This window comes from Caulifigura coniformis (assembly GCF_007745175.1).
Classification (GTDB): Bacteria; Planctomycetota; Planctomycetia; order Planctomycetales; family Planctomycetaceae; genus Caulifigura; species Caulifigura coniformis.
Genome location: NZ_CP036271.1, coordinates 1,368,236 through 1,391,111 on the forward strand (window position 1 = coordinate 1,368,236; position 22,876 = coordinate 1,391,111).

Sequence of the window (22,876 nt, forward strand, 5' to 3'; positions counted from 1 at the left end):
AAAAAAGGCCCGGTCTTCCGCGGAAGACCGGGTCTTTAAACTCACGCGTGGATCTGGGTGGTTGGCTTGATGATCATCTCCGCGACGTGAGCCCGCGGCGGCAGCAGTGCGACCGCCACCACCATGTCGCCCACGTCGGACGGCTGAAGGATCCGGGCGCGGTGTTCCGCCGAAACGGGGACAGGCCGCCGGTCGAGAATGGGGGTCTCCACTTCTCCCGGGAAGATGTTCGTCACGCGGATTCCGTGGTCCTTCTCCTCCAGCGCTATGCAGGTGCCAAGTGCGGCCATGGCGAACTTGGATGCGCTGTAGGCCACGCCGCCGAGCATGCTCGCCCGGACTCCTGACGTCGAGGAGATGTTGATGATGAGCCCGTCCTTGCGCTCGCGCATCGCGGGGAGCGCCGCCCGAGTGACGTTGAAGGCGCCGGTCGCGTTGACGTTCATGACCATGTCCCAGTCGGCCGGGTCGAGGTCGGACATCAGCCGCTTCGGAGTGTTGATCCCGGCGCAGTTGATCAGGATGTCGATCTTGCCCAGTTCCTTCTGGGCCCATTCAACGAGGGCAGTGGCGCTGTTCCGATCGCCAACGTCCGCGACGCGGGTCAGCAGGGGAGGCTGGCCCGTGAACTGGGCCGCGGCTTCCCGAAGCTTGTCGTCACGGCGGCCGCTGATGACCACGCGGCAGCCCTCCTTCGCCAGCGCCAGGGCGCATCCCGCCCCGATGCCCGTTCCGCCGCCAGTCACCAGAGCCGTCTTGCCTGCCAATCGCATCGTCGAGCGTCCCGTCAGTAGTAGGAATGAGAAATGTGGTTCTGTCCGCTCATCGTGACCAGTCACTACGGAGGGTCAAGCGTGCGTGTTCCCGTCGGCAAGAGCGTCCTCGCGACCTCGGCCAATCACCGGACCGGCCACTCGAGACAGACAGCCTCCTCGCCGTTTCGCACCAGCAGGTACTTCCCGGCGACCGTCGGATTGTTCCACGTCTTGTTCTTGAGCATCGGGATCCGCACCAGTTCCACGAACTTCTTCGGCTGCGGATCGACGAGCGCCAGGTCCCCCATTTCGGCCTGGACGAGCAAAGTCGGGCCGACCAGCAGAACCTGGCCGTGGTTATAGCGTCCGGTTTTCCACTTCCGCTTTCCATCGGCCAGGCTGATGCACGCCAGGATCCCGTCGTCCAGCCCGTAGATGAACTCACCGACACGGACGGCCGTCGTGAACTTGGTTTTCATCTCGCGCGCGGTCCAGATCGTGTTCACCGACCAGTGGGGCTCACCCGGAGCGACTTCAATCAGCGCCGCGCCGACGCCGTAGCCGGTGGTCACGAGGAGACGCCCGTTGTCGGCATCGATCACGAGAGGCTGCGAGCAGTTATTGACGTTTGCATTCGACCAGGGGAACTCCCAGAGAAGCGCCCCGGTGACAGGATCGTGAGCCTCGAGCACCTGCTGGGTGTGAAGCACCACCTGCTTGCGTCCGCGCAGTTCGAGAAGCGCGGGCGAACTGTAGCTCGCGAGCGACTGGCCGGCCTGCCACACGCGGTCGCCCGTGAGTCGGTCATAGGCGACGAGAGACGACGACGCGTTTCCCGTCGGCGACACGATCACCTTGTCATCGACGATCAACGGCGAACCGCAGATGCCGTGGTTGTGATCGACTCCCTCGTTGTCCGCGAGAATCTGCTTTGACCAGTGAACCTGTCCCGAACACGCATCAAGGCATTGCAGGGCGCCGGTCGCACCAACCGTGTAGAGCCGCCCATCGGCATGAATCGTCGGCGTGGCCCGGGGCCCCACTCCTCCCATCGCGGAAGCAAATCGTCCGGGGGACTTGGTCATCCACATCAGTTCGCCGTCCTTGACGCGGTAGCAGGCAACTGCCTCTTCTTCGCCACGCTGCTCCTGCGTGAAGGCAAAGTCACCCCGCACCGCGAACCCGCTCCAGGCCGGGCCGACCTGTTTCCGCCATAACTCTCGCGGCGGATTCTCATTCCAGTCGACAGGCCGCATACCTGATTCGATCACGCCGGTCCGGGCAGGTCCCAGGAACTGAGGGAAGTCGTCCGGAGTGGGGTCGAAGCCCGTCGTAATGACCGCCGGTCGCGCGGGCTCCGGGAAAGCGATCGCCAGATCGCGCGGAGGCGACCAGGTCCACGCAAAATCGACGGTGTTGTCCCCCCGCATCGCTTCGACGGTGACTGTGGAGACGAGGACCAGTGGGCCCACCGCCACCAGGAGCGCCTCCGAGACTCGTCGCGTGAGAGAGGCCGGGCGGAAACCGAACCACGCCAGCCAGGGAACCCATAGCGAACCAACTGCAAACAGGAAGGCGACAATCGCCCGGTTCGAGTTGGGCCCCGACTGCACGAAGACACCGACGCACAGCAACACGATCCATGTGCCGAACACGACCGGCCGCGTTCGCGAACTCCATTTCTCCGGCAGCGATTTCGCGAGATTCCACGTCACCGCGGACGTGGCGGCCAGGACGACGAGAAACAACAGGGCCAGCCCCGACTCACGGGCGCTGTTCGCCATCCAGACGATCACCAGCCTGGTCGGCGCGACGAGCAGCACGGAAAAGGTGAGCGCGAACGCAAGGCCCCAGCGGGCCCACGCCAGTTTCGGCGATCCGGGAGCAACGGCGACCGCCGTGGGGTCTGAAGTCATCGGAGCCATCTTTCTGCCGTTTCCCTGTCCGCACGCGGCGCAGCGTTTGCAGATTGCCGTCGCCGACCTCTCACGTCACCAAAGCGACCTCTTCCAAGTTGTCGCGCCAAGCATATCCTGAAAGAGAGAGAATCCGCATTGCGGACAGGAGTTTCTGACATGAACCACTCCAGCGCAGAACACTATCGGAAGCGGCTCGAAGTCCTCTCCTCCCGTCTGCTGGATGACACGGCAGCGATGGCTGAACTGACACACCGACCGAGCGGCGGTCAGGCCGACGGAGAACTCTCGAACGCCCCCATGCACCTGGCCGATATGGGGACTGAGGAATACCTCCACGACCTGAACGCAACCCTGCTTGAGAACAAGGAGTATCTGGCGAGCGAGGCCAGGGCGGCCCTGGAACGGCTGGACGAAGGACGATTCGGCGAATGTGAAGACTGCGGCGAATCGATCCCCAGGGCCCGACTGGATGCCATCCCGTACGCCCGCTATTGCGTCGCATGCGCGGCGACTCATTCCAACGGTCGTGCGAATATCAACATCGGCCGCCCCAACAGCCCCGACAAGATCCTCTCCCAGCGCGGCCACACTGTTGATGATCGATCCGAACGCCGGACGACCGGCGTGACCGAGGTGGATGCGCGTCGGACGCGGCGAATGGATCGCGGCGACGTTCACGCCGTCGGAGAAGCGGGAGGCGGGACCGCCTCGGGAGGGATTGCCGGATCGAATTTCGGTGACGGCGAGCCGGATACCGCGGAACTGGCAGATGCGATGGGAAGTGGCCGGTACGACGCTGAATTTGAAGAGGACCTGAATGATCTCGAAGAGGAAGACGCCGCAACCCCCGCTTCAAGGGAGAACCGCCATCCGAGCCATCAGTAGCAGGACGTTCGATTGCGCGAACGCAATCGGTGGATCCTGAGCCCGTCAAAGAACAAAAGCCCGGCGAGAACTCTCGTCGGGCTTTTTCGTCATCGGTCGGGACCGGAATTGGCCCCCGGCACATCGAACTACATCAGCGGCATCGGCTCCGGCGTCAGGACATACGGGAACACCCGCAGGGGACGCCCGGCCTGGAGATCAGGTTTGTAGACGAGCTGGGCCGCACGGTCAGCCGCGAACTGCAGGTCTTCAAACTTCAGGCCGCAGAATCGCTCGAGGTCGGTTTCAGCAGCGACGTCGGCGAAGACTTCGCCGGCCGAGGCCGCATGACGGCGAACGCCGTGAATGCTTTCTTCACGCACCTTGATTCCGGCGGCGGCGAGTTTGACCAGCCCCTTGAGGAACTTGCCGACCATCGAATCCGGTCCGCTCTGACGCCACAGGCGTTCCCATTCATCGTGAGCTTCCCAATAGAAGCCCAGGTTGAAGAGATCGAGCCCGAGCAGGTAGGAGCGGCATTCGGCCCAGCGGTCTTCGTTGAGCGCCTTCGGGTTCACCGGCTTACGGTTGAAGCTGTGGCCGCGGGGATCGCGGTAAGGATGCGGGGTGCCGGTGCCCGGGACATGCGTATACCGGGGAAGCTCAGTGGCTGGAAGGAGCCGGACAAACTTGACGATCGACGTCTTCTCAATCGCCGGAACAGTAATCGTTTTACGCTTCGTAGCGGGCTTGGTCTTGGTGCGGGGAGCGCGTGGAGAGGCATTCGGCATAGGAGGGACCTTAAACTTTCGTCTCAGCGAGCCGGCATCCGAATGGCGCTGACTCGTCGGCAACCTGGAAAGAACGACCTTGGGCCCTTCCACTGTCAACGAAGGGACCCTCTGCGGGACACCTCCCGCATCTGGCCACGCTCGTATTGCCAACAGAAGAGCACAAACAACGATGGGGCCTGTGCTTACGGAGGAACCACATCGTGCGGTGGATCCTCGACACAAGCCCCGGGGCTGCCGATCCTTCGGCGGAGCAAAACGTCTCGTCAGGCGACCTTCCGTGCTCGCATTCGCCGAGAAACGTCTGCGTCATTAAAAGCAGGAGCACTGCGAATTGACAGACCAATTTGGCTCCCGCGTGCGAAAAACTCCGAACGAGAGCAGGAACGCCAGCGGTCTGGGGCACTTGCGAAGACCTGTCCGTCCCTCGACCGACCTCGGGCCATCCGCGCCACCGCACATCCACGGCGACGCATTTCGCCGCGAGTGCGCGTCAAAATAGCGGACTTGGACAGGACTTACCGACGCCATCCCGATGCTTCCGATCGTGACGGTCTGAACGGCTGAACCGATTGAGGCCGGTCGGCCGATCCCACCAGTGATGCCGTTCGTCCGGCCGCGACACTTCGTCGCCTCGCCGGCCGAGCCACCTGCAATCTGGTGAGGGAGAACCATGTCAGGCAATCGCTGGGCCTTCGCGGTTCTGATGCTGATTTCGCTCGTTCCCGACACCTCCGAGGCATGCCTGTTCTGCCCGGGGCGTCGACGCCTCTTTGACAGCTGCGGCACCTGTGCCGCTCCCTGCGGAGCCCCTTGCTGCGCTCCGATGCTGCCGCCCTCCCCCTGCTTCACGCCCCCGCCACAGCCGTGCCTCGTGCCGCAGCAGGTCACCACCTATCGCGACGTTCCGCAGACCTGCTACCGCCAGGAGCCGATCTGCGTCACCGTTCCGGTGACGACCAGTCGCCAGGTGACGGTTGATGAAGGCTGCTACCAGCAGGTGTGGGTGCCAAAGCTCGTGAGCCGCACGGTGCCGCAAACGGTCTACCAGCAGCAGACGGCCTATCGGACAGTCCCGGTGACGACGATGGCCCGCATCCCCGTGACCGAAACACGGATGGTCCCGATGATGCCAGGGTGTTCGGCGCCGATCGCTCCGGGGTGTAGCGCGCCGTGCTCGGGCGGCACGATGATTCCGGGCGACATTCCGCCGCTCGCCCCCTCGACGCCGGTTCCCTACGGCATGCCGGACCTCCCCGGATCGACCACGACGGTTCCCTCCACGCCCGCGCTCCCTCCGCCTGGATTCGGAACTCCTTCGGCAATGTACAACCCACCCACGGGCGCAACGCCGCTCGTCCCCGTCCCGACAGCCAAAGACCCAGGCCAGACGCACGCCAGCTCGGCCTCCGCATCGGCAGACGAATGGAATTCGGTCGAGCGCCGGGCCGCCTTCTTCCAGCAGGAGTTTGGCTACCGTCCGTTCGGGAACCGCGTTCAGCAGGCGGGATTCACCGCGCGCTAGCCTCGTCGAACAGTTCATCCATCATGCGGATCGCCCGAGGGCGGTAAAGAATCGCCGCGACGCTGGTGACGATCCCGACCGGCAGAACGCCGACGAGCTGAATGGACCAGTAGATTCCCATTCCGACCATCGACCGCAGGACCCCGCGTCCGTTGCTCAATTCCCGGAGCGACTCCAGGAAGAAGATCGGCGGGAGCGCATACGCGGCGACCACGGCGGCGAGCGCCCAGCCCATCCCGGCCAGCGGATCATTCCACATGAGCCCCAGGAAAATGAGCCCGGCAGCAATCCATCCTTCTGCGCGACGGACCGCCCCCCCACGCTTCCAGCCGTCATAGATCGCTTTCCCGCCAAGTGGGAGGAGCGCCAGTGATGAGATGGTGTTGTGCAGGCGCTCCAGGGACGAGCAGGTCGCCGGCGCCATTCCAGGCGCGGCGAACGCAAAGATCATCACGACGCTGACGGCGTACTGCATCGACTCGCTCAGCGATGGAAGAAACGTCAGACAAACCATCGCCACGACGATCGTCCAGGCGATGACGCGTTTCTTCTTTTGCGGAACGCAGTGGTACTCGGCCGCCTGCCACGCGAGAGCATCGTCCCAGACCCGGCGAGACGGTCTCGTCCCGGCGACGTTCCCCGGCCCGGTCGCCGGATCGACGTACAGGGTTCGCCTCAGGAAGAACGTCGCAGCGACTCCCAGCATCAGGGGAATGGCGAGCGCCGCGGCCGCCTTCCATTGGCCCTCTGGAGTCGTCGGCCGGCTGAGCACGTAATTCAGCAGTGAGAGTTCCCTGAGGATGGTGGCGCTGTCGCGAATCGATTCAGGCACGGCATACTGGCGGGCCGTTGCAATCTGCACGGCGTACGACGGCAGGAAGAACAGGGCGTTGCCCAGGATCGTGAGGACGATGGACACCGTGGTGACGGTTCTCTCGAGCCGGCAGCCCCGGGCCAGAAACAGTGAGATCTGGGCATGCGCCAGCATGACGCCCGCGCAGATCACTTCCGCCCAGAGAATGTCAGCCATTGTCGCGCCGCGAGTGGCCATCACGAGCGAGTACAAAGGCAGCCGCAACACCCAGATCGAGCCGTACGTCGCCGCGATGTGGAAGAGCCGGAAGCCGATCCATTGCCCGGGCGCCAGGCCCGCGACTTTCATCAGTTCGAGCATTCCAGAGACGCGGTCTTCCACCAGCCGCCCCGCAACCCAGGCGGGCACGAGGACGGCGATCGCGAAGTGCAGCAACTGAAGGGCCTGAAAAATCCGCTGGGGCCCGGTCGGCCCGCTGAAAATTCCAAGCGGATAGATGATCGCCAGCACGATCGCCAGGTACAGCGCACACACCAGCCAGAGCGTCCGATGCCGCAGATCCCGCCGAGCGGTGCACTCAATCAGCGTCTGCATCGGCGTGCGCAGTGGACATCTCCCGGGGCTGGTGGTGGAGGCGTAGGACGGCGGAATCGAAGTGGTCACACGTCTCGACCAGTCGCTTGCGGCCGGCGAGTCCGGCCCTGCAGGTTCGCCCGGGACTTCTGAAAGGTGGGACGCGCCTGCAGGAGCGGGAACGTCTTAGCTCCGTTCGACAGTCCTCAGGAAGTAGTACGGGATCTGCCGCAGGATGATTCCGTGATAGACAAAGCCGAGCAGGCAGAACAGCCCCAGCCCGGCCCACAGGTTCGTGATCGCGCCAAAAAAAATGCTGACCGCCAGGAACGCGAAGCCGAGAGGAAAAATCCAGAGCGCAAGAGTCACAACGGCCCAGTCGAAACGGCAGAGTCCATTCAGAAAACCAAACGGCGCGCCAAGCGCAATCGCAAACAACAGTCCCAGCAGACCGGCCGCCGCAGGTCCCATGTTCCACCAGATGAACGGCGCGGCCACCGCCGTAACGATGAATTCCGGAATCGAGATCCGGTTTCCGCCAGCCCGCCAGCTGTAGAAAATATCGAGCGGCTCCCGCGGGAGCAGAGCGAGCGTCGCCAGCGTCTGGTCGCGGATTTCGTACGCGAGACAGACACCGGCCTTCATGGATGCACTTGTCATCGCCCGGAAGCTGATCATCAACGCCAGGAGTCCCGTTCCAATCGGAGGAAGCGCGAACTGGGCGATGCACAGACTCATGACCTGGAGGACCGTGAAAGCGATATTCGCATTCGTTCGCAGTCGGCCCCGGCGAAAATGGATGGCCCCGACCTGCCAGGACAGCGCTTCCCCAACGACGCGCCGTGGCGGGCGCCCACGAACGGACCCCGTTCGCGGGGAATCATCGGGAATCACGTTGAAAAATGACAGACGCCAGGCCACGCCGGCCGCCACAAGCGCCGCTCCGGCATGAACCAGCAGCGCCGGGGCCATTGAAAGCCAGTCACTCCAGTCGTCTGGCCGAAATCCGAGATGGACGGGCAACGACCACTGGCTGAAAACCATCGCCCACTCGTTGAGTCCATCGAGCAACCCGGAAGCCGGTCCGGTCGCCATTCGCAATGTCCGCATCAGCAGCCGCGGCGCAAAAAACGCCGCTTCCACGCCGATCAGCACGCTGGCGATCAGCATCAGCGCCGTCTGCGACGACCTGGCCACCTGCGAACACACAATCGCTGTCGTCCCGGCGAACGCCGTCAGCGTCCAGACGACGAGTTCGGCGGTCAGGAAATCGGCGAACGTGACCCCGCCGAAATAATAGCAGCACACAGAAAGCGGCAGCCTCATCAGCGTCAGCGGTACAAGGTGAATCGCCATCGCTGTCAGCCGGAACGCCGTCAACGTTACCGGGCGGATGTTGGTCATCTGGACGGCCGCGAGAAATCCAGTGGCCCGCTCGTCCGCCGCCCGCGAAGCAAGCCAGGTGACGAGCAGCGCATTCGCGAGCGCACTCAGGCACGCGCTGGCAGTCAGGAGGGCAGTCCCCGTCACGGGAAGGCCCATGCGTCCGCGGGACCACGCAAGGATTGCCAGCAGAATCGGGCCGGCCACGAGAAGATAGGAGGCGCCGGTCAGCCAAATCAGCGGCCGCCGCGCATCAAACTGCGCCTGCCAATACAGGAGATAGAGCAGGCGCCTCATGGCATCGCCCCGATGACGACGGCTCCCGAGAGAGCCCGCGACGCGTGCCCCTGCACGCGTCGGCTGACTCCGGACCTACGTCAGGTCCCGATGATCTGCTTGATTTCGGCCGGCGAAATCACGTTTGCGAGCCGGGCACCCAGTTGAGACACGACGCGGGCCGCCGCGTGACTTGCCAGCCGTCCCGACTGCTTCCACGAAAGCCCGTTCGTGATTCCATACAGGATGCCGGCGGCGTACATGTCCCCTGCCCCGGTGGTGTCGATCGCTTTCACTGCGACCCCTTCGATCGGAATCACTTCCCCTTCGTGCATCAGGATCGATCCCTCCGCGCCAAGCGTCATGGCGACGTTCTCCGCGTGCTCGTGGATCGCCTGCGCACATTCGATCGGGTCGTGCAGGCCGGTCAGGGCTCGTGCCTCGTCGAGGTTGCAGAACAGCAGGTCGACCGGCCCTTCGATCAGCTCTCGAAACTGGTCCCGGAAGTACTGAATCAGGAACGGATCGGACACGGTGAACGCCACCTTGACTCCGTTCTTCTTCGCAAGCTCGATCACGCGCATGGCGGCCGAGCGGGTCGGCTCCCCTCCGAAGAGGTAGCCCTCGATGTACACGTACTTCGACTGACGGATCGCCGAGTCGTCAATGTCGTCCGCCTCCAGCTGCGCCGCGAGAGCCAGCGTCGTGAGCATGGTTCGCTGCGCATCGTCGGTGATCAGGATCACGGACGTTCCGGTCTGTCCGTCCACCGGATCCACGGCAAACTGCAGTCCGGCCTCCTGCATGTCGCGACGGAAAAAACCGCCGAGTTCATCGGTTCCCGTCTTGCCGGCGAAAACTCCCTTTCCGCCGAACTGCGCGATCCCCTGCATGGTGTTCGCGGCTGATCCGCCGGCGCACCTGGAGATCGTTCGCCCTTCCAGCGCCATCAGGATGTCCCGCTGCGCCGGCTGCTCGACCAGCGTCATGATCCCTTTGTGGTAACCGAGCTGGGACAGCAGCTCATCCGGAACATGCGCCTGGATATCGACCAGCGGATTGCCAACGCCATAAACATCAAACGACATTCATCAACTCCAGAAGCCTGCTTTCGATGGGCCGACGCGCCGACGGGAAGGATTCTCACCGCCCGGGCGCGAAGAATTCAGAGAGTAGATAGGAAGCCGGCCGTTCGCACGCGCGCCCGGCGCTTTTCCCGCGGCGGAAGCACTCAGGGGATCGACGCTTTGCCGCTGATCCGGGGATCGATTCCGCTCTCGGCGTCCCCGGTTTCCGGATTGAGCCAGATGCTGTGCGCATCCCCCTGCCGGGCCACGCGGTCAAACGTGTGGCCCATGCCCTCCAGGATTTTCACGACGTCGGCGTGCTGCTGGTGGAATTTCGCTTCCGCGCGGATCTTGTCCGGAAACCACTGGTGATGGATGCGCGGCGCATCGACCGCTTCCTGGGCCGTCAACCCGAAGTCGATCATGCCAGTGATCACCTGCAGCACGGTGTTGATGATCGTGCGGCCTCCCGGGCTGCCGGTCACAAGCCAGGGTTTGCCGTCCTTCAGGACAATCGTCGGGCACATCGAGCTCAACATCCGCTTCCCGGGAGCCAGCAGGTTCGGCGCGGTTCCGATCCGGCCGGTCGAGTCGGTGACGCCCGGCATCCAGTTGAAGTCGTTCATTTCGTCATTGAGGATGAACCCCGCCCCCTTCGCGACCACTCGGCTCCCGAAGCTGCTCTCGAGCGTATAGGTCAGCGCGACGCACATCCCCTTTCCATCGACGACGGAAAAGTGGGTCGTGTGTTCACTCTCACCGGCCAGCTTGATGTCGCCGGCCAGTGTGCTGCTCGGCGTCGCCCTCGAGAGATCGATCCCTTTGGCCCATTCACGGGCATGTTCCTTGGAATAGAAGTGCGTCGGGATTTCGGTGAAATCGGGGTCGCCGAGGTAGCGGGCGCGGTCGCGATAGGCGCGTTTCATGGCTTCCGCGAAGAGGTGCATCGTGCGGGGCGACCAGCGCTCGTCCCGCGCGAACTCGAAATTCTCGAGAATGTTGAGAATCGAGATCAGCGTGATCCCGCCGGAGCACGGCGGGGACATGCAGACGAGATCGTAACCGCGGTATGTGCCTCGGACCGGTTCGCGCTGCTTCGCCTGGTAATTGGCCAGGTCCTCCGTCGTGATGATCCCATCGAACCTTTTCATCTCCGCGGCGATCAATTCGGCCGTTTCTCCCTTGTAGAAGCCGTCGACGCCGCGATCGCGGACCCGTTCAAGCGACCTGGCAAGATCGGGCTGCTGCAGCCGGTCGCCAGTCTTCCAGTCGCCGCCGCCCGGCTTGTCGAACACGCGGTGGAGTTCGGCGTGCTCAGGTCCGGTCGAGTCCTTCAGCAGTTCGCTGATCTGTGAGGCGTTCGCCTGGTCAAGTTCGAAACCGTTCGCGGCAAGTTTGACGGCCGGATCGACGAGTTCCTTCCAGGGCTTCGTTCCCAGCTTCTCGTGCGCGAGCGCAAGGCCGCTGACCGTACCGGGAACGCCGACGCGGCGATGGGCTGAACGCCCCGCGGGATTGACGAACATCTCCTGTGTCGCCGCAGCCGGGGCCTTCTCCCGGAAGTCGAACGCCATGGGCGGCCGGCCGTCGCCCGGCCAAACCACCATGAAACCGCCGCCGCCGATGTTCCCGGCCGCCGGATAGGTGGCCGCAAGCGCGAACGCAGTTGCAATCGCGGCATCCACGGCGTTCCCACCCTGCTTGAGGACGGCGGCGCCGGCGTCGGAGGCAGGGCCGCTGACGGAAACGACCATCCCCCGGGACGACTTCACGATGTCGTGAGTCGGCCGGTGCTGCGCCTGGGCCAGCGCTCCCTGAAGAATCACGGCGGCGAGCGTGAACGCCACGGCAGCCGCGCGAAATCGTGACGGCGAGGAGGAAGGAACGTCGGTGTGATCGTCGAACATGGAGCTTCGGCGGTGCTGAAGTCGGAGGGAGCCGACAGGACATTTCGTGACCATCGTCACGGAGCGGCGCATGCGTCCTGCCAGCCGCCGCATCTTCACGACTTCTTCTTCGCCCTGCCAGCCGGCGCAATGCTCACCGAAGGAGGAGGCTCGGGCGATGGGGGCGGCGCCGTGGTGACTTCGGTCGCAACGTGTCTGGAGGCCTCGACCTTCTTGTTCCCGTTGGTTGGCGGGGGAATCAGCTTGAGGACCGCGAGCGAACGCCCCTGCAAAGGGTAGTCGGACCCCGATTTCAGCGACTGGGCGTCGGCCGGGAGGTGGAACGTATCGAGCAGCGCGGCCCACGTCCCCTTCTTCTCGACTGCTGGCAACTTGAAGGAAATCTTCTCGTGGTGCGCGTTGAGCAGCAGCAGCATGCTTTCTCCGACGATCGGTTCCCCGCGCTCGTTCATCTCCCCGATCATGTCGCCATCGAGATAGAGCCCCAGGCACTTCACGAAGCCGGCGGTCCAGGCTTCATCGTCCATGGGCTTTCCATCGGGCGAATACCAGGCGATGTCCTTCTGCTCCTGTCCGCGGATCGATCGCCCCTGGAAGAACTTCTGCCGCTGGAAGACCGGGTTCTTCTTCCGCAGTGCGATCACGCTGCGAGTGAATGCGAGAAGATCCTGCTCGGCCTCATTCAGCTCCCAATCGAGCCAGGTGAGCTCGGAATCCTGGCAGTAGGTGTTGTTGTTGCCCGACTGCGATTTGGCGATTTCGTCGCCGGCCAGCAGCATCGGAACCCCCTGCGACAGCAGCAGCGTCGCGAGGAAATTGCGCCGCTGGCGGGCGCGCAGGGTCAGGATCTCCGGGTTGGTCGTCGGACCTTCCTCGCCGCAGTTCCAGCTCATGTTGTTGTCAGAGCCGTCGCGATTGTCTTCGCCGTTGGCGGCGTTGTGCTTCTGGTTGTAGCTGACGAGATCGTTGAGCGTGAAACCGTCGTGGCAGGTGACGAAATTGACGCTCGCATACGGCCGTCGACTGCTCCACTCGTAGAGGTCACTCGAGCCGCACAGCCGCGTGGCGAATTCGTTGGCCGTACCGCCGTCCCCCTTCCAGAACTGGCGGACGCAGTCGCGGTACTTTCCGTTCCATTCCGACCACAACGACGGGAAGTTGCCGACCTGGTAGCCCCCGTCGCCGAGGTCCCACGGTTCGGCGATCAGTTTCACCTGCGAGAGGATCGGGTCCTGGTGGATGATGTCGAAGAACGCGCCCAGTCGATCGACTTCATACAGTTCGCGGGCGAGCGTGCTGGCGAGGTCGAACCGGAATCCGTCGACGTGCATCTCCGTGACCCAGTAGCGGAGGCTGTCCATGATGAACTGCAGCACCCGCGGCTGGTTCATTCGGAATGTGTTTCCGCAGCCGGTGAAATCCATGTAGTACCGCGGGTCCTGCGCCGTGCGGTAATAGCCAAGGTTGTCGATGCCGCGCCACGAGAGCGTCGGCCCCATCTGGTTGCCTTCGCAGGTGTGGTTGTAAACCACGTCGAGAATCACCTCGAGCCCGGCGGAATGCAGCGCGCGAACCATCGATTTGAACTCGCGGATCGTCTCGTCCGACGTGCCGGCCGAGGAGTAGCGGGTGTCCGGCGCAAAAAACGCCAGCGTGTTGTACCCCCAGTAATTGGTCAGCCCGTTTTCGACGAGGTGCCGATCGTCGAGGCGATGGTACACAGGGAGGAGTTCGATGGCCGTTACGCCGAGCGATTTCAAATGCTCGATCGACGCCTCGCAGGCGAGCCCCGCGTAAGTCCCCCGGAGATGCTCGGGAATATCAGGATGCATCCTGGTGAGGCCTTTGACATGAGCCTCGTAGATGATCGTTTCATGCCACGGAGTCCGCGGCGGGCGGTCGTCACCCCACGTGAACGCGGTGTCGACCACGCGCCCCAGGGGCGCGAACGGAGCGCTGTCCTGTTCATCCTTCGAAAGATCCGCGGCCTCGTCTCCGACCTTGTAGCTGAACAATGCATCGTCCCAACGCACATCGCGGCCGATGGCCCGCGCATACGGATCGAGCAGGATCTTATTCTCGTTGAACCGGTGTCCTTTCGAAGGGTCGTACGGACCGTAAACGCGGTAGCCGTACAACTGCCCGGGCTTCACATCCGGCAGGTAACAATGCCAGACCATGTCCTTGCGCTCGGTCAGTCGAATGCGGGCCGACTCTTCAGTCGCATCGGGCGCATCGAACAGGCAGAGATCAACCGCTTCCGCATTCTCGGAGAACAGCGCGAAATTCACGCCGCTTCCGTCCCATGTGGCGCCAAGTGGATAGGGCCGCCCTTGCCAGACTCGCATACTTCACTCCGCAGAGGTCAATCTCTGTGTCAATCGATTTCAGAGGGCATCATTGCCACGGAAGAGTCGCTGCAGTCAATGCCGCGACAGGAAAATCCTCGAGCGCCTCGGCCACTGGAATCCGGCCGTTGGTGACGGTGGTACGTGCCCCCGTGAACTGGTTGACAATCTCAACCGGCAGCGCGTCGCCGACCACAACCCGCGTTTCACCCCAGAACTCCCGGCCGCACGGAGGGCGCTGCTCCGTCCCGCGCAGTCGGTGAATCAATCGCGGAGCAATCACGACGAGCGACTGCCCGGGGGACTGCCGGGCCCGCCTTGCAAACGCGATGACATGCTCGGCGAACTCACCCTCCACCGCGAGCGGAATGTACTCACCGCCGAGGAAAATGTCGGGCTGCCGGCTTCGAAGTGTGAGCAGTGTCGTCGTGATCAACAGCTTCAGTCGCGGGTCTCGGGGCCCGCGGGCAAGGGCCCGGCAAAGGGCCAGTCGCGCCGTTCCATCGCCGGATGTCGCCTGCACTTCCCCAAGCAACTGTCGCCGCAGCTCGTAGTCGACGGGACGCCGATTGTCGGGGTCGACCAGGCTGAAATCCCAGAGTTCCTGTCCCTGGTAGACATCCGGAATTCCGGGAGCCGCAAGTTTGAGCGCGACCTGAGAGGCGGAATTGTAGAGTCCGCTGTCGATGACCGACTCGTGGAACGCCGCGAAGTCGCCGAGGAACCGCGCGTTGGAGGAGTCGAGCACTTCGGCGACAAATGCCTGCACGGCGTCGTCGTACGCGGCGTTCGGGCTGATCCAGCTGGTATTCAGCTTCGCTTCCCGGGTCGCCTTCTGCATGTAGCGCTGCAGTCGATCGACGAGCGCCGCCAGTTCCTCCTCGCCCGGCGGAGTCACCGGCCACGCCCCAAGCAGCGACTGATAAAACAGCCACTCGTCATTGCGGCTGGGGGCCGGCTGGCCGTCGACGTCGCGGTGGAACTTCTTGTTCACGCGAGACCAGCGCGAGACGGCCTTCTGCCATTCGCCGGGAATCTCCGACAACACGTTGATCCGGGCGCGGACGTCTTCACTGCGTTTGGTGTCGTGCGTCGATGTCGCCAGCATCGTGTTGGGCCATTCCTGGCGGCGGGCGACGTTCTGCCGGTGGAACTCCGAGACCGATTGAACGGCATGGGCCGGCTCGCCCCCCACCTCTTCGAGAGACACCAGCGGCACGAAGCGGTAGAAGGCGGTGTCTTCGACCCCCTTCGCCATGACCGGGCTGCTGACCTGCTGGAACCGCCCGATGAAGAAATCGCGTTCCTCAATTCCTCGTTCATCAAGAACCGGGGGCTGTTCAAGCAGCAGTACGTCGCGGACGAACTGGATCACCGATTCATCGACAGCCGGGTTCCGGCGCCGGGCCTGGGCGGCCGCAAGCTGGACGACGCGCCGGTCACGCTCGGAAACGACTCCCCGGCGGATATAGGACCGATAGACAGCGAAGCTGGCGATGATCTCCCGGATCGCGGAACGGATCGACTGCAGCGTGTAATCGCGCGTAATGCGGTGGCGATTCGACAGTCGATCGAGCCGATGCGCGAGCAACGCGACTTCGCTCTGCATGGCGGCGCTCAGGATCAGCCGCTTCGTGTGGTAGATGATGTCGCGAAGGTCTTCCTCCTGATCGATGTACCTCATCCAGGATCGTTCGATCTTGTGGAGCCCTTCGGCATCAACGAACAGTCCGTTCAGGTGGTTCAGGAAGTCGTAGCCGGTCGTTCCTTCCACGGGCCAGTGCGGGGGCAATGGTTCGTCGGCCCCGAGGATTTTCTCCACGACGACGAACAGCGGCTTCGCTTTCGTGCTGTGCGGGCCGGCGCCGTGATCCTCTCCACGCGATTCGGTCGACAATCCGAACAGTCCCGCCGGATCGGGCCCGCCCAGGTCCCCCCTCAATCTGAGGAGCACCGCGTGTTCGAGCCGCGCCAGCGATTCGGAATCGCCGGCCTCGGCCTGCTCAAACTGGCGCCGGACGATGAGACGAAGCAGTGTCCACTGAAGTCTCCACAGGTATTCCGTCGGATCGAACAGGCCATCGACATGATCGATGCGGAATCCGTTGACGTCGCCTCGCAGAAGCATCTCGAACGGCAGGCGATGCGTCGCGTCGAAAACGTCCAGATGTTCGGTGCAGACGGCGGCAAGCTCGGTGACGTCGAAGAATCGGCGATAGTTCAGTTCGTCCGATCCGGCCTTCCAGAGCACCAGTCGATAAACCTGCGATTCCAGCAGACGATCCAGCAGGTCGAATGACTCCGGCTTGCCTGGATCACCATTGATGGTCGCGACATTTTCTTCGATGAAGAGGCGGATCTCGGGCGACTCTTCCACGACACGCTGCAGGCGTGCCTGTAAGACGACCTGTTCGCGCCGGCGTTCCTCAATCTTCTCCGGAAGCGTTTCCTCGCAGGACGGAAGATACTGCAGCCCGCGGAGAATCGACTGCAGTTCGAGCAGCGGCAGCGATTCGGCTCCCAGCTTCTCCGTAAGCGCATCGATCCCCGGCTCGAGAACCTGCACCCATGTGCGGATCTCCAGTGGCAGGCGTCGTTCGTAGACCTGGACGTAGAACCGGCCGTTGTCGAACACGATCGGCAGTTGCCCCGCTTCCAGCATCTTGCCGTAAAGCTCGCCGAGAACCGGCAGGAGCACTCGGTTTCGCAGCTCCCGTTTGACCGGTCGCCAGTCGATGTCGAAATAGTGCGCATAGGCCGAGGCAGGTCCGTTTGCGAGAACGTCGCGCCACCAGCGGTTCGCGTCGGCCGCGACGCTCATGTGGTTCGGAACGATGTCCAGAATCTGGCCCAGGCCGTTCGTCTTCAGCGCCTGGACGTATTCGGCATATTCCTCATCTGTTCCGAGTTCGTCGTTCAGGCGCGTGTGATCGACGACGTCGTATCCGTGCGTGCTCCCTGCCCCGGACTTGAGAACCGGCGAAGAATAGACATGGCTCACCCCCAGCTTCGCGAGGTAGTCGGCAATCACACGCGCCTGGGAGAAGCGGAAATTGGCCCCCGTGAACTGCAACCGGTAGGTCGCGAGAATCCGATCCTGGCGACCGAGACGTTCGCGAACCTTCAGGACCACCGCATCAATCAGCTCCGCTTCTGACCTCGCATTGTCTCCCTTCGTCGGCTCCAAAGTCATGTGCCCCCAGGTCCTTCCTCGCTCGTGCATCGGTCATCGGTGAGCACCCAGCATCGCAGCACCTCCGCGACACTCCAAGCCTGTGCGCAACATCCACGCGGATGAAATGGAGATTCCGCATCGAAGACTTCGCTCACCGAGCCGATGCATGCTTCACCCAGGTGCTCCATCAGTCCGTTGAGCAACGACCGCGCTTCCGCGCGACGCTCCGGATACACCTTCAGCCACGAATCGACAAACGGGCCAATCAGCCACCCCCAGACTGTCCCCTGATGGTAGGCCGCATCCCGGGTCCTCAGGTCGCCGCGATAGGTCGGCTTGTATTCCTTGTCGTCCGGCGAAAGCGATCGCAGTCCCACCGGAGTCAGGAGCTTCTTCTCCGCAACATCAACAACGGCCTTCCAGCGATCCTCCTTCAGCACGGGATTCGGCAGTGAAATCGCAAACAGCTGGTTCGGCCGTACGGAGGCGTCGTTTCCCCGCTCTCCATCCACGACATCGAACAGCCCGTGTTCATCATCGTTCCAGAATCGGAGATTGAACGATTCCCGGATCTGGGCCGCCAGTTGCTGATAGCGTTTGGCTGCGGCTGTCCCGTTCTCTTCGCCCACCCATCGTTCGAGAAGTCGGACCGCATTGTACCAGAGGGCGTTGATCTCCACGGCCTTTCCGCGCCTTGGAGTCACGACCCAGTCCCCCATTTTCGCGTCCATCCAGGTCAGCTGATAGCCATCCTGACCCTGCCTGAGCAGACCGTCTTTCGCGTCGACGCCGATCCGGTAGCGGGTCCCCCCGACGTGGTGGTCATAAATGTCGATCAGCCGCGGAAGGATTTCCCGCAGCGTGCCGCGATCACCCGTGACGCGAACGTAGCGATCGAGTGCGTGGAAGAACCACAATGTCGCGTCGGCCGTGTGATACAGGCCTTCGTCCTGCCCCTCCGGGAACAGGTTGGGAATCAGTCCGTCGCGGATGTGCTGCGCGAATGTCCGCAGGATGTACCCACCTTCCGACTGCCGGCCGGTCGACAGCGTCAGCCCTTCCAGGCTGATCATCGTGTCGCGTCCCCAGTCGGTGAACCAGTGGTATCCGGCGATCACGGTCCGCCCTTCGTCGCCCGTCGCCTTCGCACGCGCAACATCTTCCGCGCGACCAATCGGGCGGATGACGAACTGGTCTGCCGCCAGTACGAGCTCCCCCCCCACGTCGCCCCGCGCGCACTTCGGCGCATTGGACAGCAGCCGTTCCCGTCGGACGTTCTCGGCGAGGAAGGCCTCGTCCGGCTCCATGGCCAGGATCGTCTTCCATTCCTCGGTCGACGCAATCACGGTGGCATCCATGCCAGGCGCCAGGTCGAACCGGAAGTAGCCAGGACTCCACAGATCACCGACGGACTCGTACCCGCGGCTCTCCTCGATGCGGAACAGCATCTCGTGGAAATAACGGCGCTCAATCGTGAACGCCGTTCGCGTTCCATAGGTCGTCAGCCTGAGCACAGGAAGTTCTTTTCCGGCCAACAGCTCGAAGCGATCGTCCACGACGCGCAGTTCGAATGTTTTCGGCAGCGGGGAATTGACCGGTGCGTCGTGCGACCGGAAATGGACGCTCGGCATCAACTTCAGCCGCAGAATGTCGTGCCCTTCGAGCACCCGGTAGTTCAGGTGAACGGTGTTCTGATTCCGCGGCATGAATAATCGCTTCTCGAGAAGCGTGCCGTTGATCTGGTACCGCCAGACCGGCAGGCCGTTCTCAAGCCGAAACTCCTTCAGGTAGCTCGCTCCATGCACCGCCAGTTCCGGCACGCGTTCTTCGCCGCCGAGCAGCACAATTGACCCGTCTCTCAGCCGCACCTGCTCGGACAGGTGGTTCAGCATCATCATCCGTCCCAGCGGAGCGGGCATCGCCGCGATCAACAGGCCGTGATAGCGGCGCGTTGCGACCCCGGCGACAGTACCGGAGGCGTATCCCCCGAGCCCGTTGGTCACCAGCCACTCACGCGTCACGAGCGGGTCATGAGTCGCCGACGCGTCGGTCGACCAGGGCATCGTGCGGATCAGCATCGTCAAGACTCCTCCTGAGGCCGCGCTGCAAACAGGAGCGCCGAGTGCGCGGGGAGATGGCAGTTGCGTTCAAGTTGAGAGGTTGGCGTCCCCTCACCTCCGTATCGCGGGTCTTCGCTCGACCAGATCAGCGTCCAGCGACAGCCGGCCGGTTCCGCGAGCAAAGGTTCGGGAACCGGGGAAAGGTCGGCGTCAACACCCAGGTTGACGAGCAGCAGCCGGTCCAGGCCGTCGTCAGCGAAGAATCGGATCAGGAACGCCTCCTCAGTGAGCACAGCGCCGTCGATATTCGACGACTCGGCCGAGATGACCGGATCGGTCCGTCGCAGGGTCAGCAGGTCACGGAAGAAGCTCGAGGCCTCCGGATGCCTGTCGACTTCCGACCAGTCGAGCTTCGAGCGCTCGAACGTCGAACGGTCCTGCGGCCGGGGAATCTGCGCCTGCATCTCCGGCGTCGCCAGGCTCGGAAACTGCGCCAGGAATTTGCGGCGTCCCTCGTCGACCAGCGTCGCCAGCTCGGGACGATGATCGGCGAAGTAGTAGAAGTGACTCGTGGCTCCGAATTCCTGGCCCTGGAAGAGCATCGGAGTGGAAGGTCCCAGCAGCATGAGCGCCGTCAACGTGCGATACATCGCCGGCGAGGAAACCACGGCCATCCGCTGCCCGCGGCCAGAGTTCGCGACCTGGTCGTGGTTTTCAATGTACGCCACGAAGTTTGTCGGCGGGCATTGCAGCGCTGGATGACCACGGCGTTTTTCCTGCCACTTGTACCACTGTCCCTGATACAGATAGCCCCACTTCATCGCAGAGATGAATTCCTGCGGAGCGCCGCGGTAGTCGGTGTAATACGCCTCCGCCCGCCCGGTCAGCGCCACGTGCAGCGAATGATGCAGGTCGTCATTCCACAGCGCGTCCATGCCGAAGCCTCCCTGCTCCGGCGCGGCCACGTGATGCGTTTCCTGCGGCTCGTTCTCCGCGACAATGTAGATGCTCCTTTCCTCAGCGGCGTCGCGCGCCGCGGCGGTCATCTCTTTCAGAATGTGCGAACACGACGCGTCGTAGATGTTCTGCGTTGCATCCAGCCGCAGGCCGTCAAGGTGAAACTCCTGGATCCAGTACCGCGCATTCGTCAGAACGAACTCCCGCACCGGCCCTGACTGCTCGCCATCGAAATTGACCGCCTCTCCCCAGTCGGTTTCGTGCTTGCTGGAGAAGTACGAATCGCTGAATGCCTTGAGGTAGTTTCCGTCCGGCCCGAAGTGGTTGTAGACGACGTCGAGAATCACGCCGATGCCCAGTTCGTGCGCCCGGTCGACGAAGCGACGGAAGTCGTCCGGCGTTCCGTAAAGCCTCGTCGGCGCGAACAGGTTGACGCCGTCGTACCCCCAGCCAAACTCGCCTGCGAAGTCAGCCAGGGGCATCACCTCCACCAGAGTGATGCCGGTCTGCTTCAGATGGGGAAGCTTCTGCAGCGCCGACTCCCAGGTCCCTTCCGGCGTAAATGTCCCGACGTGCATCTCATAGATCACCTGCCCCTGCCGCCCCGCGCCGAGCCAGGCCTTGTCACTCCACTGAAACGATGCGGGATCCACCACCATCGACGGCCCGTGCGGACCTTCAGGCTGAAAGCGCGAGGCCGGATCCGGGAAAAGTGTCGTGTCATCATCCAGACGGAACCGATACGTCGCCCCGACCATCACGCCAGGTACGGTTCCCGAGAAATATCCCGTTGGTTCACGCTCGAGTCGCTGCTCGAACGATCGACCGCCGGAAGTCCCGACGACGATCACGCAGTTTCGATTGGGCGCCCAGACCCGAAAGGCCGTCCCCTGCCCGTTTGGCTCGGCACCAATGGGGTATCGCCGGGGAGCATGGGACATGGTTCGCTATCGTGCAGATCAGGGACGGTGGGCCGCACCTCCCGCGCGGCTCTACACCGCGATTTTGCAAACCGCGTACCGTCGCTCATTCCGGCCGTCGCCGAATGAATTCCGAGGCCCGTGCGCTCGTCCCGCATTTCTGCCGCGAGTCTCTGACAAGCCGGCTGACAGTTGCGCGTCCACGCTGGACCGCCGTCGCTCCGTCGCGGTCAGGCCCGGGCAGCTCCCTTCGGAAGATCGAAATAGCACCGATCGAGAAACGGCGCCACGAGCTTCGCCAGCATCGGCAGTTCACTCTCGACCAGGAACGCGTCGTGTCCGTGCGGACTGTTCAGCTCCGTGTAGCTGACATGCCGCCCCGCCTGCACCAGCGCACGGACGATCGCCCGGCTTTGCTCCGTCGGAAACAGCCAGTCGGTGTTGTAGGACACCACGAGAAACCGGGCAGCCGTCTTCGCGAGCGACTGCGACATCGGCCCGTAGTCCCGTTCCAGATCGAAGTAATCCATCGCGCGGGTCAGCCGCAGATAGCTGTTGGCATCGAACCGCTCGACGAAGCGTTTCCCCTGGTAGTTGAGGTAGCTCTCGATCTGGAACTCGGTGTCGTCGTTGATCTGATAGCGCAGTTCTTCCGTATGCTGCAGCCGCCTTCCGAACTTCCTCTCGATCGCCTGTTCGGAGAGATAGGTGATGTGCGCAATCATCCGGGCCAGCGCCAGACCGAACTTGGGCCTGTCCGCCTGCTCGTAGAAGTTGCCCCCGTTAAAGGCCGGGTCGGCCACGATGGCCCGCCGGCCGACTGCGTTGAAGGCGATCCCCTGTGCCGACAGCCGGGCCCCTGATGCGAGCACGATGGCCGAGGCGATGCTGTCGGGCGCATGGGCCGCCCATTCCAGCACCTGCATCCCCCCCAGGCTCCCTCCCACGATCGCCAGCAGCTTCGAGATTCCCAGCGATGCCACCAGCGCCTGATGCGTCCTCACGATGTCCGACACCGTCAGGAACGGAAACTCGGGACCATACGGCTTGCCAACGGCGGGATCGGTGGAGTTGGGACCCGTCGTCCCCTGGCAGCCGCCGAGGACGTTCGCGCAGATCACGAAAAAGCGGTCGGTATCAATTCCCTTGCCGGGCCCGACAAACCCGTCCCACCAGCCCGGCTTGCGGTCTTCCGGATGTCGTCGACCCGCCACATGGGAATCCCCGGTCAGGGCGTGGCAAATGAACACCGCGTTGTCTTTCCGCGGACTCAGTTCACCGTACGTCTGGTAGGCCACCGTAATCGGCCCGAATTCCTGACCGCACTTCAGCAGCAGGGGGCGCGGCGGCTCAAAGAGGGTTGCGGATTGCCGCTGGACATAGCCGTTCGGCTCCCCGGACTCTGGTTGAACAGGTGTTGCGGCAGCAGAGCTCATGGATTCCACTGAAACGACGATTTCGCCGGCAGCTTTTCCGTTGGCGAAGGACCGGGGCCGATTGCCACACGAGGTCCGCCAACGGTTATACTGAGTCGGCAGTCCT

General features: G+C 63.3%; 14 protein-coding genes. 2 read left to right on the top strand and 12 right to left on the bottom strand.

Annotation, left to right across the window (positions count from 1 at the left end; translation table 11 throughout):
- Positions 1 to 41: 41 nt before the first annotated feature.
- Both Pan44_RS05490 and Pan44_RS05495 read right to left on the bottom strand, forming a co-directional pair.
- Positions 42 to 773, bottom strand: a complete 732-nt coding sequence (locus tag Pan44_RS05490; RefSeq protein WP_145028045.1) for an SDR family oxidoreductase — start codon at positions 771 to 773, stop codon at positions 42 to 44.
- Positions 774 to 898: 125 nt separating this feature from the next.
- A complete protein-coding gene (locus Pan44_RS05495; RefSeq protein WP_197453882.1) occupies positions 899 to 2,671 on the bottom strand; it encodes a PQQ-binding-like beta-propeller repeat protein in 1,773 nt (590 codons plus the stop codon).
- 159 nt (positions 2,672 to 2,830) lie between these two features.
- On the opposite strand from Pan44_RS05495, the gene Pan44_RS05500 reads away from it, so the two are divergent.
- Positions 2,831 to 3,559: a TraR/DksA family transcriptional regulator gene (locus Pan44_RS05500; protein WP_145028049.1), complete on the top strand. Its 729-nt coding sequence runs from the start codon at positions 2,831 to 2,833 to the stop codon at positions 3,557 to 3,559.
- Positions 3,560 to 3,687: 128 nt separating this feature from the next.
- On the opposite strand, the gene Pan44_RS05505 is transcribed toward Pan44_RS05500, so the two are convergent.
- Positions 3,688 to 4,329, bottom strand: a complete 642-nt coding sequence (locus Pan44_RS05505) for a DUF309 domain-containing protein (protein ID WP_145028051.1) — start codon at positions 4,327 to 4,329, stop codon at positions 3,688 to 3,690.
- Positions 4,330 to 5,002: 673 nt separating this feature from the next.
- On the opposite strand from Pan44_RS05505, the gene Pan44_RS05510 reads away from it, so the two are divergent.
- On the top strand, positions 5,003 to 5,854 hold the full coding sequence (locus tag Pan44_RS05510) for a hypothetical protein (RefSeq protein ID WP_145028053.1): 852 nt from the start codon (positions 5,003 to 5,005) through the stop codon (positions 5,852 to 5,854).
- On the opposite strand, the gene Pan44_RS05515 is transcribed toward Pan44_RS05510, so the two are convergent.
- The 9 genes from Pan44_RS05515 to metX form a co-directional block, all read right to left on the bottom strand.
- Positions 5,841 to 7,262 carry a hypothetical protein gene (locus Pan44_RS05515; RefSeq protein WP_145028055.1) on the bottom strand — a complete coding sequence of 474 codons (1,422 nt, stop codon included), beginning with the start codon at positions 7,260 to 7,262 and terminating at the stop codon, positions 5,841 to 5,843. The genes Pan44_RS05510 and Pan44_RS05515 overlap by 14 nt on opposite strands.
- Before the next feature lie 165 nt (positions 7,263 to 7,427).
- Positions 7,428 to 8,921: a hypothetical protein gene (locus Pan44_RS05520; RefSeq protein WP_145028057.1), complete on the bottom strand. Its 1,494-nt coding sequence runs from the start codon at positions 8,919 to 8,921 to the stop codon at positions 7,428 to 7,430.
- 80 nt (positions 8,922 to 9,001) lie between these two features.
- Positions 9,002 to 9,988 carry an adenosine kinase gene (locus Pan44_RS05525; protein ID WP_145028059.1) on the bottom strand — a complete coding sequence of 329 codons (987 nt, stop codon included), beginning with the start codon at positions 9,986 to 9,988 and terminating at the stop codon, positions 9,002 to 9,004.
- Between the two features lie 143 nt (positions 9,989 to 10,131).
- Positions 10,132 to 11,874, bottom strand: a complete 1,743-nt coding sequence (ggt, locus tag Pan44_RS05530) for a gamma-glutamyltransferase (RefSeq protein ID WP_145028061.1) — start codon at positions 11,872 to 11,874, stop codon at positions 10,132 to 10,134.
- Between the two features lie 95 nt (positions 11,875 to 11,969).
- Positions 11,970 to 14,222, bottom strand: coding sequence for a glycogen debranching protein GlgX (gene glgX, locus Pan44_RS05535; protein WP_145028063.1), 2,253 nt, complete (start codon positions 14,220 to 14,222; stop codon positions 11,970 to 11,972).
- A 49-nt stretch (positions 14,223 to 14,271) separates the two neighbouring features.
- Positions 14,272 to 17,415, bottom strand: a complete 3,144-nt coding sequence (gene treY / locus Pan44_RS05540; protein ID WP_197453883.1) for a malto-oligosyltrehalose synthase — start codon at positions 17,413 to 17,415, stop codon at positions 14,272 to 14,274.
- The gene (locus Pan44_RS05545; protein ID WP_145028068.1) at positions 17,412 to 19,475 is read right to left on the bottom strand and encodes an amylo-alpha-1,6-glucosidase; all 2,064 of its coding nucleotides are present in this window, start codon (positions 19,473 to 19,475) and stop codon (positions 17,412 to 17,414) included. The genes treY and Pan44_RS05545 overlap by 4 nt, the downstream gene beginning before the upstream one ends.
- A 2-nt stretch (positions 19,476 to 19,477) precedes the next feature.
- A complete protein-coding gene (gene treZ / locus Pan44_RS05550) occupies positions 19,478 to 21,355 on the bottom strand; it encodes a malto-oligosyltrehalose trehalohydrolase (RefSeq protein ID WP_145028070.1) in 1,878 nt (625 codons plus the stop codon).
- Between the two features lie 209 nt (positions 21,356 to 21,564).
- Positions 21,565 to 22,770 (bottom strand): homoserine O-acetyltransferase MetX, encoded by a 1,206-nt coding sequence (metX, locus tag Pan44_RS05555; protein ID WP_145028072.1) that lies wholly within the window; start codon positions 22,768 to 22,770, stop codon positions 21,565 to 21,567.
- Between the last annotated feature and the right edge of the window lie 106 nt (positions 22,771 to 22,876).

Coding starts and splice junctions, on each gene's coding strand:
- glgX (WP_145028063.1), bottom strand. CDS start 14,222: ATGCGAGTCTGGCAAGGGCGGCCCTATCCACTTGGCGCCACATGGGAC.
- metX (WP_145028072.1), bottom strand. CDS start 22,770: ATGAGCTCTGCTGCCGCAACACCTGTTCAACCAGAGTCCGGGGAGCCG.
- Pan44_RS05515 (WP_145028055.1), bottom strand. CDS start 7,262: ATGCAGACGCTGATTGAGTGCACCGCTCGGCGGGATCTGCGGCATCGG.
- Pan44_RS05500 (WP_145028049.1), top strand. CDS start 2,831: ATGAACCACTCCAGCGCAGAACACTATCGGAAGCGGCTCGAAGTCCTC.
- Pan44_RS05510 (WP_145028053.1), top strand. CDS start 5,003: ATGTCAGGCAATCGCTGGGCCTTCGCGGTTCTGATGCTGATTTCGCTC.
- Pan44_RS05505 (WP_145028051.1), bottom strand. CDS start 4,329: ATGCCGAATGCCTCTCCACGCGCTCCCCGCACCAAGACCAAGCCCGCT.
- Pan44_RS05495 (WP_197453882.1), bottom strand. CDS start 2,671: ATGACTTCAGACCCCACGGCGGTCGCCGTTGCTCCCGGATCGCCGAAA.
- Pan44_RS05525 (WP_145028059.1), bottom strand. CDS start 9,988: ATGTCGTTTGATGTTTATGGCGTTGGCAATCCGCTGGTCGATATCCAG.
- treY (WP_197453883.1), bottom strand. CDS start 17,415: ATGACTTTGGAGCCGACGAAGGGAGACAATGCGAGGTCAGAAGCGGAG.
- treZ (WP_145028070.1), bottom strand. CDS start 21,355: ATGTCCCATGCTCCCCGGCGATACCCCATTGGTGCCGAGCCAAACGGG.
- Pan44_RS05545 (WP_145028068.1), bottom strand. CDS start 19,475: ATGCTGATCCGCACGATGCCCTGGTCGACCGACGCGTCGGCGACTCAT.
- Pan44_RS05520 (WP_145028057.1), bottom strand. CDS start 8,921: ATGAGGCGCCTGCTCTATCTCCTGTATTGGCAGGCGCAGTTTGATGCG.
- ggt (WP_145028061.1), bottom strand. CDS start 11,874: ATGTTCGACGATCACACCGACGTTCCTTCCTCCTCGCCGTCACGATTT.
- Pan44_RS05490 (WP_145028045.1), bottom strand. CDS start 773: ATGCGATTGGCAGGCAAGACGGCTCTGGTGACTGGCGGCGGAACGGGC.